The 12,799-nt window shown below is 31.9% G+C and carries 16 protein-coding genes and 1 pseudogene; 13 read left to right on the top strand and 4 right to left on the bottom strand.

Features of this window, described 5'->3' with window-relative positions:
• Positions 1–364 precede the first annotated feature (364 nt).
• Positions 365–481, bottom strand: a pseudogene (locus B9Y87_RS07230) (magnesium chelatase subunit ChlI family protein); the annotation flags it as partial.
• Between the two features lie 58 nt (positions 482–539).
• Between B9Y87_RS07230 and B9Y87_RS07225 the strand changes: the two are divergent.
• The 8 genes from B9Y87_RS07225 (at position 540) to B9Y87_RS07185 (ending at position 7,148) form a co-directional block, all read left to right on the top strand.
• Positions 540–2,081: a recombinase family protein gene (locus tag B9Y87_RS07225; RefSeq protein WP_176225608.1), complete on the top strand. Its 1,542-nt coding sequence runs from the start codon at positions 540–542 to the stop codon at positions 2,079–2,081.
• 906 nt (positions 2,082–2,987) lie between these two features.
• Complete coding sequence (locus B9Y87_RS07220; protein ID WP_085497649.1) at positions 2,988–3,227, top strand: hypothetical protein; 240 nt, start codon at positions 2,988–2,990, stop codon at positions 3,225–3,227.
• 458 nt (positions 3,228–3,685) lie between these two features.
• Complete coding sequence (locus B9Y87_RS07210; RefSeq protein WP_085497643.1) at positions 3,686–4,309, top strand: hypothetical protein; 624 nt, start codon at positions 3,686–3,688, stop codon at positions 4,307–4,309.
• 16 nt (positions 4,310–4,325) lie between these two features.
• Positions 4,326–4,985, top strand: a complete 660-nt coding sequence (locus B9Y87_RS07205; protein ID WP_139827187.1) for a hypothetical protein — start codon at positions 4,326–4,328, stop codon at positions 4,983–4,985.
• 442 nt (positions 4,986–5,427) lie between these two features.
• On the top strand, positions 5,428–5,721 hold the full coding sequence (locus B9Y87_RS07200; protein WP_085497639.1) for a hypothetical protein: 294 nt from the start codon (positions 5,428–5,430) through the stop codon (positions 5,719–5,721).
• Positions 5,718–5,897 (top strand): hypothetical protein, encoded by a 180-nt coding sequence (locus B9Y87_RS07195; protein WP_085497637.1) that lies wholly within the window; start codon positions 5,718–5,720, stop codon positions 5,895–5,897. The genes B9Y87_RS07200 and B9Y87_RS07195 overlap by 4 nt, the downstream gene beginning before the upstream one ends.
• Before the next feature lie 265 nt (positions 5,898–6,162).
• Positions 6,163–6,564, top strand: a complete 402-nt coding sequence (locus tag B9Y87_RS07190) for a hypothetical protein (protein WP_085497635.1) — start codon at positions 6,163–6,165, stop codon at positions 6,562–6,564.
• A gap of 14 nt (positions 6,565–6,578) precedes the next feature.
• Positions 6,579–7,148: a hypothetical protein gene (locus B9Y87_RS07185; RefSeq protein WP_085497633.1), complete on the top strand. Its 570-nt coding sequence runs from the start codon at positions 6,579–6,581 to the stop codon at positions 7,146–7,148.
• A gap of 108 nt (positions 7,149–7,256) precedes the next feature.
• On the opposite strand, the gene B9Y87_RS07180 is transcribed toward B9Y87_RS07185, so the two are convergent.
• Positions 7,257–8,048, bottom strand: coding sequence for a hypothetical protein (locus tag B9Y87_RS07180; RefSeq protein ID WP_085497632.1), 792 nt, complete (start codon positions 8,046–8,048; stop codon positions 7,257–7,259).
• A gap of 133 nt (positions 8,049–8,181) precedes the next feature.
• Between B9Y87_RS07180 and B9Y87_RS07175 the strand changes: the two genes are divergently transcribed.
• The 5 genes from B9Y87_RS07175 (at position 8,182) to B9Y87_RS07155 (ending at position 11,582) form a co-directional block, all read left to right on the top strand.
• Entirely contained in the window at positions 8,182–8,781 is a 600-nt protein-coding gene (locus B9Y87_RS07175) for a hypothetical protein (RefSeq protein WP_085497630.1), read from the top strand.
• A 122-nt stretch (positions 8,782–8,903) separates the two neighbouring features.
• Entirely contained in the window at positions 8,904–9,098 is a 195-nt protein-coding gene (locus B9Y87_RS07170; RefSeq protein WP_085497628.1) for a hypothetical protein, read from the top strand.
• Positions 9,099–9,103: 5 nt separating this feature from the next.
• Positions 9,104–9,652: an ABC-three component system protein gene (locus tag B9Y87_RS07165; protein WP_085497626.1), complete on the top strand. Its 549-nt coding sequence runs from the start codon at positions 9,104–9,106 to the stop codon at positions 9,650–9,652.
• Between the two features lie 2 nt (positions 9,653–9,654).
• Positions 9,655–9,885 (top strand): ABC-three component system middle component 6, encoded by a 231-nt coding sequence (locus B9Y87_RS22415; protein WP_085497625.1) that lies wholly within the window; start codon positions 9,655–9,657, stop codon positions 9,883–9,885.
• A gap of 92 nt (positions 9,886–9,977) precedes the next feature.
• Positions 9,978–11,582, top strand: coding sequence for a DUF2326 domain-containing protein (locus tag B9Y87_RS07155; protein WP_139827186.1), 1,605 nt, complete (start codon positions 9,978–9,980; stop codon positions 11,580–11,582).
• Between the two features lie 6 nt (positions 11,583–11,588).
• Here B9Y87_RS07155 and B9Y87_RS07150 read toward each other — a convergent pair whose 3' ends face one another.
• On the bottom strand, positions 11,589–12,230 hold the full coding sequence (locus B9Y87_RS07150) for a recombinase family protein (RefSeq protein WP_085497622.1): 642 nt from the start codon (positions 12,228–12,230) through the stop codon (positions 11,589–11,591).
• 160 nt (positions 12,231–12,390) lie between these two features.
• Entirely contained in the window at positions 12,391–12,669 is a 279-nt protein-coding gene (locus B9Y87_RS07145) for a hypothetical protein (protein WP_085497620.1), read from the bottom strand.
• Positions 12,670–12,799 lie beyond the last annotated feature (130 nt).

The following is a 12,799-nucleotide window of genomic DNA, read 5'->3' as shown; positions in this document are numbered from 1 at the left end:
TTTGCCATTGTGTTTTCCATACTGTATTACCCCAACCATCCTTCACGGTCCAATGATCTGTACTGGATGGCTTCTCCAATGTGATTCGACCTCCCCTAACCCCTCCCAAGGAGGGGGATTAAAAGGTAGTCGGAATTTGACTATGATAATTGAAGAATTGATTAGATAATTTAATTTGGTATTTTTTGCAGTTTGTTACCCCAACCATCCTTCACGGTCCAATGATCTGTACTGGATGGCTTCTCCAATGTGATTCGACCTCCCCTAACCCCTCCCAAGGAGGGGGATTATAAGGTAGTCGGAATTTGACTCTGATAATCCAAATACTTATTAGACAATTTGCATTAGTCTTGTTTACAATTTGTTACCCCAACCATCCTTCACGATCCAATGATCTGTACTGGATGGCTTCTCCAATGTGATTTCCGTTGACGTCAGCGGCGTTTTCCAGATCGGCGATGGTTCTTGCTACTTTTGTTATACTATTTCACATATGGTTCATATATAAGGTTCTATATTTACCTCAACAAAACCGATATATGAAAACAGTAGCATACCTACGAGTAAGTACAGAAGACCAATCATTGGAAAGGCAATATGAAGATATAGAAAAATTTGCTACTAGAAAGAATTTACAACTTGTTAAGATTTTTGAGGACAAAGTAAGTGGTTCGAAAACTAACGCAGATGACCGAGAGGGATTTTCAAAATTAGAGAGATACCTTGAACTTAATGAAGACATAAAGCATATCCTTGTATTGGAAATTTCCAGACTTGGTAGAAAAAACAATGATATCCAAAATATAGTCGAAAGATATAATGAAAAAGGTATCTGCATCCATTTTGACGATTTAAGTATTTCCACTCTTGACAAAGATGGTAAACGTTCAGCCACTTCTGATATAATGATTTCTGTAATGGGCGCAATGGCTGCAGGTGAATCTCGCCTACTGTCAGCAAGAGTCAAGTCCGGAAAAATGTCTAGGGCAAGAAAAAATCAAGCATTTGGTTCTAAAATAATTGGTTATAAAAAGGCTGATGATGGAACACCTATGATAGATGAAGATGAAGCACCGATTATTAGAAGAATTTTTGAACTCTCTGCTGATGGATTAGGAATGAGGGGTATTTCTGCTATAATTGAATCAGAATTTAATAGGAGGATGCACATGAGTACATTGGGAGGAATTATAAGGAATACTTTTCATAAAGGGGAGAGAAAATATAATGATTTAATCCTACCCGTTGAACCAATTGTATCAATGGAAATATGGCAAAAAGCCAACGATTCAATGGATAGTAGAAATAAATTTGGAAGTAGAACCAAGGTCAATACCAATATTGTAGAGGGTAGGATAAAATGTCATTGCGGAGAACCAATGTATCAAAAAGTAGTGCCTTCTGGAAGGATGGATTCTTTTGTTTGCAAAGACCTAAGTTGTAAAAATTCAGTTAATAGACCGTGGTTATTTAGAATGGTTAAGAAAGTTGTCGAAAGGCACGCTAAAAAAAGTAGGGATGCAAAGTATAGAAAGGACATAGGACTTAAAATGTCATCCCATCAAGCCCAAATTAATTTAAACAACCGTGAGGAAGAAAAACTAAATGCAAGGAAATGGAAATTTCAAGATGCTTGGGGTGATGGAGATTTATCAGATGACGATTATAAATACCAATTGCAAGTCATCAAGCAAAACCTATTAAAAATAAATGTGGATAATATTCAACTTAATGAGGATATAAATTTGTTAGGCAATGATTTGAACTCCGAAATAAAACATTTTAGTGACGACTTAGAATTGTTCAAAAATGAAATTAAAGACATTGTTAAGTACGTAGAGATCGATAAAGACAGTGTTATAATCAATGTCTTTGGAAGATGGGGATATGACCTTTTTAAACCCAATAGCGTAAAACTTGGATGGGAAGCTAGAAAACCTGAAAGCGAAAGATATTTAAATGAAAAACTTCCATTAAGACACCCCATTGAAGATGAGGTTATCGAAATAATGGCAGATACCTATGGGGATGAAAATTATGATGATAAATTAGATGACTATATGAATGAATTAGATAATTGAGAGAAGCTCTCATTCATTCTTTTCAAAAACATATCCACTTACATACAAATCATTATGTGCCTCTTGGAGAGGCTCATTTTGTCTTCATGAGAATTAAATGGTTTTAAAAATTGGGTTTTAAAAAATTGACTTCCCAAATACATCTTCATTACCATCGTATTAAATCCATAGAGCATCAAATTAGACGCTCTCACAAACTCTTTCCAAAAACATAACAAAACATACAGTAATTAAAATCGAGCGTCTTGGAACGATTCGTTTGTATTTTTTTTATTGTTTTTGACTTTATGAATGTTAGATAGGTTTTAGAAATGTATTTGACTTTATGAATGTAGAACTGTTTTTAAAATGATATGAAATAAGTATGAATTTTAAATGGACTTTATGAAGGGATAGATTTAAGATGGTTTTTTAAAATGTTTTTGACATTTTGAATGTAATTCTCTTTTTAATTATTGTTATTAAATTTTGTTTTTATATCTCTATTTATACCTATCACTATTTATAATTATTATTTATATAGTATATATAATATACAATAAAAATTTGGGTGTGAAATCGATCGACCCCAATGAATACGAGGGATGAATATACCTATTATAATTATTTCACACCCTTGAATCTTTGGGTGTGCTCATTGTGATACCCAATGATACTTAGGGTTATATCCGTTTTGTAAAATTGAATTTCTCTAGGAATATCCTCCTCAAAAGCCCTTCCAAATAACCTTGATTATTCTAAAATGTATAACCCATTAAACTTAGGATATTTTAAAACTCAAAATATTTCCAATTATTTTCTAAAGAAGCCTACCCCTATTAAACATTGAAATTTGCATTTTTTAAACCGTAACTCAATGTATTAGAGGAAACTACGCCTTTTAACTAATTTTTAAAAAATATTGCTATGACAGAATTGATAAATAGAAATAGAACTTTTCAACGAGGTAATGCCTTAATGGATGTCTACATAAAAAACAGAAAAGTTGTACCAACATTTAATGTTTTCGTCAATGACTACTTTAAAATTGTTGATCCTAGTAGAGCAAATCAAACTGCTGTAAAGCAGACTACAATTGTTCTAAAAACTGTGTACGACAATTTTATCAAGGTCAAGAAAACAAAAATGGCCGTAATACTAGATTAAAGATATCATAACCTTCGGGTTGTAATGTGCTTCCATCTTTAAATTTCTTATTTGATTATTTATTAACTGCCTCCTTTTGGTTTGACATTCCTTTTTCGGGAGGCAGTTTTATAATCTAATCTGGCAAGCAATGTTATTTACCATTGTTTTAAAACGAATGCCGTAGAACGCTTCTTTTTAAACCCTACTTAGCACTATCACTTAATGAATACACCATTGGGAAGAACAAATAATTTACTAATCGCCCAGAAGGGCATAAAACAATTCATCTATGAATATTACACAGAGACATTATTATCTCTACAATGGAAAGCAATATGAAAATATGCAAGATTGTAGGGAATCAATAGGGAATGGAGTGCCATCAAAAGCATTCAAGCATATGTTAAGACTTGGGATAGTCGAAAAAAAATTAATTAACCTAGATACCTCCTCAGGTACTAACAATTCACAAAGAAATGATAAAGCACAAAAGACGACCTAAACAAGATTTTGACATAAACTATCGAGCCATTCGCAGAAGCAACTTAAATGAAGGGCAACAAAATATTCTAATGAGCACTCTTGAGTTTCATCAAGACAATTGCAAATTGGAATATAATAATATGCTAAATTCTGATTTAATTACAGTTGCTCGACAATCTGAGAGTACAATGCTCAAGAATCGAAAAATATTGGAGCAGGAAAAATATTTTACTCTTAACAAGGTCAGAACTGGAAAGTCATTTGTTCTGCAATACAGATTCAATTGGACGAAACTGTTAAAACTTGAATTCATTAAGTCCAATAAAATAGAACCATCGGAATTCTCACCAAAATTTGCGAAAAAGGTTAATAAGCAAGAACCTACTCCCAAAGAAGGTGAATTGCTCACGATGAAAAATAGGGATTTACTCCAAGATGATACCTATTATCAGGTTAACCAATTTCATTTAGACAAGGAAGAGAACAGATGGGGAAGTCCTATCTTATTACGGAATGATGGTAAAACAATAAAAAGACTTATTAAATCACAAGAAAACATTGCCAAAAGGGATGCCCCTCGAGAGCAAGAATATATCTATAAAGGAAAAATCAAATAATATTAAAAAGAAAAAAATGGAATCAACATTAAAAAAGAGAATACCCTTGATGGTCAATGAACCATTAAGAAATGAGTTGGAAAAATCAACCAAGGTTATATTGGAAAAAATTAGCATAATACAGAGCTTATCTAAGGATAACCTAGGTATTGACTTATCCAACCCCGACAACGCAATGGGATTCATTAGAAAATATTCCAAACAAGAGGATATTGAAAACGTAGAACTCCAAAATGAATTACTTTTCATAAAGTTCGGAAAAGAAGTATCCAAATTAACATCAGACCATCCAAGTATTATAAAATTAAAGGCTCTGGAAATGTTCTGTACCCAAACAGACAGAGACAAAACCAAGGAGGTAATCCACTATGCTGTATCCATCAATATAGGAGTAGAGAAATTAAATGCTGAAATCGACCTAGAACATTTCGTTCTAAATGATGAATTCATTTATAACAGCAAATTGGATACCCGATTGAAAGAACTATATACCACCTATTGCAAAAATAATAAGCAGAAGGAAATAAAGGAGTTCACAGAAAAGATAAGTGAAATCATAAAGCACGCAATGAAAATAGGTCTTATATCCAATTCAAGATTAGGTGTCAATCCTGAAAACTTCATAGACATCAATACAGGAGATATAAACTACTACAGAATTGCAGGATTACAATAGATAACATACAATGGTAACTACCCCCTTAAACGACCTACACCGACAGCAGCGGGGGGTTGGTTATCATATTAATCCCATAGGGGAATTAAATCTAATTAATTTCCAAGATTTGGCTGTCAAACCAATTTTAAAATTTAGGGTTTGGAAAACGTTTTTAGACTTTAGGTTGTTGAGTACCACGGAGTAATAAAAATATATTGGAGAAGGTAAATATTAAAAAGAGTGAGCTTTCTCTTTTTTTTTGTCCCAGAAACTTTTCTACCATAAGTTTTTCCAATACGTAACCAAATCAGTATAATAAATATTTATACATATAGTTTAATTGGGTCTAACTAGAGTCCTGATAAACAACTATATACGATATTATTTTCTTATGCCCCTACCCTACTAGCATTGATAAAATCATTCGCATAAAGTAGTATAATAAAATACTTCAGAAATCATGGAAGATAACACAGAGAAACGAAAGGTCGGAAGACCGAGAAAAAACCTTAAGAAACCCGCAGACGTTCTAATTCGAAAATCAATTGGTATCGCATTGGAGAAATATTTTACCTCCGATATGTATCAGGAAGATATGGCCTTGGGAAAATCAGGGGAGAAAAGAATGCAATTGCATCTTAATCTATTGCCTTACATATTAACCAAAAGAGAATCTATTAGAGCACTCCTAAATGGTCTTGATGATAAGGAAACGGATGCCTTAGTCCAACGCATTAAAGAAGAAATAGTATGAGCATAAAACGGTTAAGAGAGAAGATTGAATCATCAGAATTAAAGACAAATAACATAAAGCCCTTTGTATTCAAACGTGATGGTAAATATTTTACTAATGCCCATGGTGGCACAGAGGTAAAGAAATCCATTGTGGACGAGCATAAACTTGTGGTCGTAAGGTTCGGAAAAAAATAGGATTCCTATTAACCTTTAAGGTACACGTTTAAGGTTAAGTGCATTATTAGGTATGATAACTTCATTAAGCCACTGAAACGTTCTAAAGGTTTATATACCCTAAAGGTTAATAGAATATAATGACTTCAATCGGTCTTGGCAAAACTGGTTGAGGTCATTTTTATATAAGAAGCTCTATGATGAATTAGGATTCAAATGATATTATATATCCATTTAAATCCAAATCATTGTTAGAGCCATTAATTACAATCAAAAAAGATAAGCAATGAGCATATTCAATGATAGAGGTATCAACGGAACCGAGATAGCTGAAAAGATTACCAAGATTCTTAACCTAAGTGCAAGCATGAAGTTAATGGAAAGGCCTAGTAGAGATAAATGGAGGAACAATGAGCCAGATAAAGAGGCAGAAATACATTATAACCTAACTCCTCATGAGGAGGAATTTATTGAGAGAGTTAGCAAGGACATGACCAAAGAGGAAATAAAACAATTGAAAGAAAAAATTCAAGCAGACCCAAACTTCGTCAACCCATATAGTGACAGACAAGTTCTCAAAGATGTTTCAACAGGTCAATTAAAACCTAAATCCCATTTTGCTGTGGATATCAATTTTCCGGCACGAGGATTTAGAGCCATAAAAGTAAAAGAAACGTTAGTTAATTAATATTTAGAATTAGTATGTCAAATTGTACAGGAATTATTACAGGGGGAATCGATAAGGATTGCACCACCATCAATGCAGCAGTAGGAGCAGATAAGGACTTGATCCTTGTAAACTATAATGACTTTGATAGGACGGCTACATTAGCCACAAGAGAGTTGGACGACACCAATGGCAACATTGGAGGTCTCTCAACCATAGAGCTTAAGGAAGGTGCAATACAGCACATCTTCGAGGGTACTGACTATTCAGTTGTTCCCAATGTTACAACAGAGGTTAAGGAGAACGGAGACGCATGGTATATCCACTCCCTGGCATTCATGGTGTATAGCAAAAAGGCTAAAGACAGGAAGACCTTAGAAGATTTGGGAGAATCAAGGGTTGTTGCAATCACAGTTGATAGGTCCACAGGACTATATGAAATTTTTGGTATTGACCATGGATTGAAATTATCAGGATTGGAACGTGCCTATGTTGGTACTCAAAATTCTAATTTCTATTCAGTTGCGATAGCAACCCCTGATATTGCAGTAGTTCGGGAATCCTCTCTAGGAGAGTTAGCCGTTGCCATCAACACGGCAGTATAAAAATAAGATTGAAGCACAGAAGAAAATCTTCTGTGCTTTTTTTTCGTTTGAGTTCTGAATTATATTGTAGAAAACGTTAGTAAAAAATTTCCAACTTGATGGAATGTATCAATCAACAGTGAACAGCGATTTTTCATGGAAATTTTCCTTCCAGAAATTTGGACTAAGACCTAGGTCGTCATTTTCGGATATGAGTACCATTTCTGTATCGTTTACTAAGTCATAAATCCTGTTGGACATTCTAATTTGTCCTTTAATTTTTTTAATGACGACATTATGGACAATATACTTCTTTCTAGACTGAATTATAATACTATAATTCATATAGTCATTTGTAATTGGATGTAGGTTCACATCGTCGACGAAGGAACTTTTCGGGTTAAAAGCAATTCCATTCCACGTATTAAAGTTCCCATCATAGCAACTTTTTTTAATGTGTATATGATTTGGTGTTTCATTAAGAACCTCACATTTAATTATTTCATTATAATTCTGAATTGTAATGATAGTATTAAAGACGGGGAGGTCACTATTATTAACGAATTTAAATTTAAATTCGTTATTGTCATTCGTGGTAAGGTGAACTTCTAAATCACCACTGCCAATAACACTTTCATTCAATTTCAGTGTTGTATTTGTTAATTGATGAGAAAGTTTTGCGTTATCGGCTGATAGCAACTTTAAATCTTTTTTTAAATCGGTATTTTGACTTGACAATAGCCTTAAATTCTCTTTCAATTCAGAATTATCAATTTGTAAATTATCAATTTTCACATTTAATGCCTGCTCATTGTCCTTATTTACCTTTTCCTTTTTCTCATTTTCAATATATTGTACTACAGCTAATGCACCAGGAATTAAACTGGCTAAAATTATTAATATTAACATTGCTCTTTTCATTAAGTTAATTTTCGGTCCTGAACAGCTCTCATTTTAATCTTCTAATATAAATATTTATTGAATAGGAAATTCTGAAGGTAATAAGGGGTAAAACAATATTTTCTATTTTTGGTTAACACCAAATTCAATCACAATGAATAGATATATAAAGGCAATGGAAATTGGTCTAGCAAATGAGGAGAATGGTATTACCTATTTTGATTTGGTTTATCAACTACACGGAACTCCTGATAAAGTCTTTGCAATGGAAGCCGAACAAACATTTTTTATTTGGTTCCTTAAGAACTTTAGCGCTATGAATATGTTATATTCAAGAGGTGCTAGCCAAAATATATCCTATTTTTTTCGAGAGTTTTTGAGGGGTAATTCCAAAGGTTCCACCTATCATAAAAAAAATGTTGACCCACATTTATATGGCCACTTAAATCAAAAATGGTTCCTTAACGGTGAAGCTTCAAAACAATACTTAGATTTTCAGGAACTACAGCAATCCGTTAAATCTGCTAATTCTGCACGCAATTGGGCTATTATTTCAATTATTGTAGCACTCTTTGCAATTGGTATTAGTGCCTATTCGGTAATATCTAGTCCCAATCTCCCATATGATGTAAATATAATTGAGGATAAAACGAGAACGGATGAATTACAAAAGGAGAATAATCAATTAAAGGAGGAGCTATTTAAGGCTGAAATGATGGTAAAGGTATTGGAGGAAACAAACAAACAACTTTAAAAAGTAGAAGTTTCTAATTCTATATACATGTACCTACGACAATACTCAGAAACAAGGAAATTTTTGCTATATTGAAATTTGAAAATCAATAATATAACCTATTTTTGATAAAATTATACCTTATGGAAGATTTTATATTATGGTCAGGTTGGTTCTTTGGCTTAGTTTCCGTTATAATTGCAGTTTTTCAATATTTAGGCAAGGAAAAACTAAAAAAGCAGATTAATACTATAAATAATACTTCAACAACTTTGACTTCAGGTGATGGCGGAGTTACTGTTGGAAACAATTCAGGTGGTATTAATGTAGGTAAATAGTAATAATGGCAAGAAGAATAACAGTTGGAACCAATCATGGAGGAATAAACTATTTTTATAGAATGGCAAAGAATCCAAGTTATTTGGCTACCGTTGTTAATGAAGTGGCTAAAATACCTTTGGAAGATACTTCAGATACAGGACGTATTTTGCCCTTTGAGATTGAAGAAAAGATTGAACACAATAATGTAATAATATATAAAAGAATTATAACTGATTATGCTTTTTATTCTTCTTTAATCCACGATACATATGAAATTATTAGTGAGACAAATCCAAATATTAGAGATAGAATAATGAAACTGGTCCATCGCAAATATCTCGATATAACAGGCCAATTAATATTAGAGAATTCGCACGATAGCATATTAGGTGCTATTTCAAAAAAAGGCGATTATGTTATCGAAAAAGTACTTACTATTTTAATCGACCAATTATATGAATCAATCAATTTTGATAATGAGATTTCTATAGAAGATATGGAAATGGCACTTGAAATAATTATTGGAGATGCTTTTTTCAATTGTAAAATTCTTGAAAACCCTAAATTTTAAATTTGATAGTTAGTAATAATATAGCACCTGATAAGAACTTATATTACCTAGGAAGTGAAATTTTAAAAATCCTTCACAGATTTGAAAATAGGTTGGATTTAATTTTGTTGTTCGATAAATTAAATGAATATGTTAAAGTAACTTTTGTACTGTACACTTATTCATTAGATTGGTTATATCTTTCGGGTTTAATAGAAAATGATAAAAAGGGAACTATAATAAGGTGTATATAAATTACTTAAAAATATTCAAAGGCTCTGAACAAATTAGAAATATTGTCTTCAAAAAGGGAGCTAATTTTATAGTTGACATTACACCTTTTACCATGGGTACTGAATCTGGTAATAATGTAGGCAAAACAACTATTTTAAGATTAATAGATTACTGCTTGGGTTCCGAAGGTACAGACATATATTCAGATACTGAATTCAGAGGAAACCGTAATACAGAATTAAAATCCTATTTGGAAGTAAACAACTTTATTATTGAATTATCCATAATAGATTCAAGTGGAAATAATGAATATATCCTTAAACGGAATTTTCTTTCAAGAAGGAGGAAATTATATTCTATAAATGATAAGATTTTAATCAAGTCAGATTTTTTAGAAAAACTAAATCATATTTTGTTTGATAACAAGAACAATAAGCCATCATTCAGATATTTGATTTCCAAATTTATTAGAAATACCCCACACAAGATGTCTAATACCCTTAGATATCTCCATACTTCAACAACAGATGCCACTTACGAATCAGTTCATTTATTTTTGTTTGGCATCTCCTTATCCCCTGAATTAATTACAGAAAAATCATGGTTAGAATCTAAATTAAACTCTGAAAAAGATGTATTTAAAAGGATAACCGAAGACGGTAATTCAGAAAGTTCTCTTAAACAGGCTTTAAGTATAATCAGAAATGATATTAAAAGATTAACTAAAGAAAAAGAAGATTTTAATATTAGTCAAAGCCAAGAGAAAGATATTACTGAACTGAATGAGTTAAGATATGATATCGCAAAATTGTCCGCAAATTTGGGATATCACGAAACTAAATTAAAACTTATTAATGAAAATTTAGAGGAATTAAAGAATAGTAAAAATTCTTATGATGTTAATGCTATAAGAGATATATATGATGAAGCAAAATTGTATATTCCAGAACTTCAGAAACGATTTGAAGACGTTTTGGTCTTTCATAACTCTATGATAGATAGTAAAATCCAATTTCTTTCTAAAGATATTCCGGTAGTTACTGAAAGTATTGTGATCAATAGGAGGAAATTGAGGACTAAAATGACGCGTGAGAAGGAATTAAGTCTGGTGTTAAACAAAATTTTTAAGATTTCAGATTATGATGAGTTAATTATGGAACTGAATAAAAAGTACGAATTAAAAGGAAGTAAAGAAGAACGACATAGTCAAGTTATTGAGCTTAATAAATCAATAGAAGAAAAATCAGAAAGGCTGAAAGATATTAATGCTAAATTAGAAGAATTGGAACCCAGTCTTGAAGAAAATTTACAATCCTTCAATTTAATCTTCAAAAGTTTTTCAAAAGCATTGTATGATGAAGAATTCTACGCAAGCTATGATAAGATAAATGGCAATTATAAATTCAGTATAAATAATATTGATGCGAATGTAGGTGGTGGCAAAAAGAAAGGACAAATTGCAGCATTCGACTTAGCTTATATTAAATTTTGTGATGAAAATCACATAGTTGCACCGAAATTTGTGCTTCATGATAGTACTGAAGATGTCTCAATTAATCAACTCATGATTATCAATGAATTGGCGAATGAAATTGATGGACAATATATTGTTGCAGTTTTGAGAGATAAATTTTCTGGTGATATTGAACAGATAAACATTATTGAGGATAATAAAATTATTGAATTATCTCAGGATGATAAACTATTCAGATTTTAAACCCTACTAAGCCACCTCTGCCATTCTCAATTTTACAGCCTTAACAGTAACAAAAGCCTTCTTGGTATACTTGGATATTTTATTCATGGATAAACCATCTTTGAGAAGCTCTACAACGTCTTTATGACGAGTTAGATAATCTTCATCATTCATAATGGCACCAACCTTTCTGCCCTTATATACGCCTTTGATTTTAGCGATTTTAATTCCCTGATTTTGTCTCTCCTTGATAGCTTCAATTTCCAAACCTGCAACCGAACCAAGTAGGTCAATAATCATTTTGGCGATACTGTTCATTGTACCATCCTCATTTAACAACTCCATTCTAATATTCTCGGCAAATATTTGCACCCCATTTTCAATAAACCAATTTAACTGCTTCTGCATATCAACAACGTTTCGCCCTAGCCTATCTATGGAATGGATGATTACGTAATTGATTTTACCCTCTTCAATGTCTTTGATTAGACGTCTTCCTGATGGTCTTTCGTTAAATGGAATCAATCCCGAAATCCTATCTTCATATAGTCTAACGTCTGGCGCAGTTTCACGCTGTCTATCAATGTTTTGCTCTATGGATGATACTCTTATGTATTTTGCTTTTTTAACTGTGATTAGAGCTTCGATTTTGGATATTGCTTTTTTCATGCTATTAAGGTTTAGATTTATATTAGACCTTAAATATACATAGGAGATATCGTTTAAACTACTGATTTAGAGTGTATTAAACAAAAAAACCTCATTAAATTAATAATGAGGTTTAAACTGTATTTACCTTTGTTTTCTTTATCGATTAAATCATTATAATTTAATGAGTGAATTTATTGAGGGCATCCCATAATTCCTTTGTATAAGGTAGTGCGCTATTACATTTTGAACCAACAAAAACACTAATGATTTTGGCTTGACAATTAGGACATTCAGTATCTTTAACGGATAATATTGCTTCTTTTTCATCTTTTAACATTTGGTCAGTTTTCTCTTCATCGAATCCTTCTAGAATATCATCCAACAGCCTTTTAAAATCAATTTGTTCAATTGATTTTAGTTTTAATTCATCCAATGATAATTTGTTTTTGTCGCTCATAAATATTAAAATTTTTATTAAAAAGTATTAAGTCGTTTTTGTATTGTAGATAACTAATAAGGAATACAATTATTTCATCAAAAAGGTTGTTTATGATTATGACAATTACAAATCCTTAAAAATCTCAATG

The sequence above is a fragment of the Arenibacter troitsensis genome, assembly GCF_900177645.1.
In the GTDB taxonomy this organism is placed as follows: domain Bacteria; phylum Bacteroidota; class Bacteroidia; order Flavobacteriales; family Flavobacteriaceae; genus Arenibacter; species Arenibacter troitsensis.
The sequence above is the reverse complement of the archived record's forward strand: the minus strand, read 5'-3'. Positions and strand labels throughout refer to the sequence as shown.

Coding starts and splice junctions, on each gene's coding strand:
- B9Y87_RS07225 (WP_176225608.1), top strand. CDS start 540: ATGAAAACAGTAGCATACCTACGAGTAAGTACAGAAGACCAATCATTG.
- B9Y87_RS07220 (WP_085497649.1), top strand. CDS start 2,988: ATGACAGAATTGATAAATAGAAATAGAACTTTTCAACGAGGTAATGCC.
- B9Y87_RS07210 (WP_085497643.1), top strand. CDS start 3,686: ATGATAAAGCACAAAAGACGACCTAAACAAGATTTTGACATAAACTAT.
- B9Y87_RS07205 (WP_139827187.1), top strand. CDS start 4,326: ATGGAATCAACATTAAAAAAGAGAATACCCTTGATGGTCAATGAACCA.
- B9Y87_RS07200 (WP_085497639.1), top strand. CDS start 5,428: ATGGAAGATAACACAGAGAAACGAAAGGTCGGAAGACCGAGAAAAAAC.
- B9Y87_RS07195 (WP_085497637.1), top strand. CDS start 5,718: ATGAGCATAAAACGGTTAAGAGAGAAGATTGAATCATCAGAATTAAAG.
- B9Y87_RS07190 (WP_085497635.1), top strand. CDS start 6,163: ATGAGCATATTCAATGATAGAGGTATCAACGGAACCGAGATAGCTGAA.
- B9Y87_RS07185 (WP_085497633.1), top strand. CDS start 6,579: ATGTCAAATTGTACAGGAATTATTACAGGGGGAATCGATAAGGATTGC.
- B9Y87_RS07180 (WP_085497632.1), bottom strand. CDS start 8,048: ATGAAAAGAGCAATGTTAATATTAATAATTTTAGCCAGTTTAATTCCT.
- B9Y87_RS07175 (WP_085497630.1), top strand. CDS start 8,182: ATGAATAGATATATAAAGGCAATGGAAATTGGTCTAGCAAATGAGGAG.
- B9Y87_RS07170 (WP_085497628.1), top strand. CDS start 8,904: ATGGAAGATTTTATATTATGGTCAGGTTGGTTCTTTGGCTTAGTTTCC.
- B9Y87_RS07165 (WP_085497626.1), top strand. CDS start 9,104: ATGGCAAGAAGAATAACAGTTGGAACCAATCATGGAGGAATAAACTAT.
- B9Y87_RS07155 (WP_139827186.1), top strand. CDS start 9,978: ATGGGTACTGAATCTGGTAATAATGTAGGCAAAACAACTATTTTAAGA.
- B9Y87_RS07150 (WP_085497622.1), bottom strand. CDS start 12,230: ATGAAAAAAGCAATATCCAAAATCGAAGCTCTAATCACAGTTAAAAAA.
- B9Y87_RS07145 (WP_085497620.1), bottom strand. CDS start 12,669: ATGAGCGACAAAAACAAATTATCATTGGATGAATTAAAACTAAAATCA.